Source organism: Shewanella sp. SW24 (assembly GCF_025653395.1).
Lineage (GTDB): Bacteria > Pseudomonadota > Gammaproteobacteria > Enterobacterales > Shewanellaceae > Shewanella > Shewanella oncorhynchi.
Map to the genome: position 1 here is coordinate 1 of NZ_JAKKSH010000070.1, position 883 is coordinate 883.

The following is an 883-nucleotide window of genomic DNA, read 5'->3' on the forward strand; positions in this document are numbered from 1 at the left end:
TAGGGCTTGTTGATCTTTCGTGATGGATTATTAGACAGCATGATGGGCTGGTATAATTACTTTCGCCAAAAACTAACCATGACAACCCATCATGCCAAGAACAATGTTAACAGACGAGTACTGGTCAAAGCTAATCAGATTGATGCTTAAAACGGGCCGCGTATATGACAAGCCCGAACACAGAAATACTTTCGAAGGCATTTTGTATCGGATGCGGGTCGGTTGCCCTTGGCGCGATGTGCCAGAAGCTTTTGGAGATTGGAGCGCCATCTACCGGCGTTTTAACCTGTGGTCTAAAAAAGGCATTCTAATGCAGCTATTCGCAGAGTTAAGGCAATTGGCTGATTTAGAGTGGGAATTTATAGACGGCAGCATCGTCAAAGCGCATCAGCATGCGACAGGTGCTCGCTCAGAAGATAAAGAAGCGATTGGGAAAAGTCGTGGTGGTAACACGACGAAAATCCATATGGCAGTGGATAGTTGCGGCTTGCCAATAGATTTTATTGTGACAGGCGGTGAGGTTCATGACAGTAAAGCAGCCATAGAATTACTAAAACAACTGCCTGATGCCGAACACGTTATCGCTGACCGGGGCTATGATAGCGAGAAGATACGAGAGCAGATCCGAGAAAAAAAGGGCGTCCCTAACATACCGCGCAAGCGTAATTCGAAGATTGGTAATGGCGATATTGACTGGTGTCTGTACAAATATCGCCATCTGGTTGAGAACGTGTTTGCCAGGCTAAAACATTACCGCTCAGTAGCAACAAGGTATGATAAATTAGCCCGGAATTATGCAAGTACACTGGCCTTGGCTTGCTGCCTTATATGGCTGCCAATGTGGGTTGGCTAAATTATGAACAGCAAAGATCAACAGGCCCTA

General features: G+C 45.9%; 1 protein-coding gene. It reads left to right on the plus strand.

All coding sequences use genetic code 11. The features are described from left to right. Window positions 1-91: 91 nt before the first annotated feature. The gene (locus L5M17_RS22890; RefSeq protein ID WP_011789342.1) at window positions 92-853 is read left to right on the plus strand and encodes an IS5-like element ISSpu10 family transposase; all 762 of its coding nucleotides are present in this window, start codon (window positions 92-94) and stop codon (window positions 851-853) included. Window positions 854-883: the final 30 nt, after the last annotated feature.

Excerpts from the sequence above, each read along its gene's own strand:
- L5M17_RS22890 (WP_011789342.1), top strand. The coding sequence starts at position 92 with ATGCCAAGAACAATGTTAACAGACGAGTACTGGTCAAAGCTAATCAGA.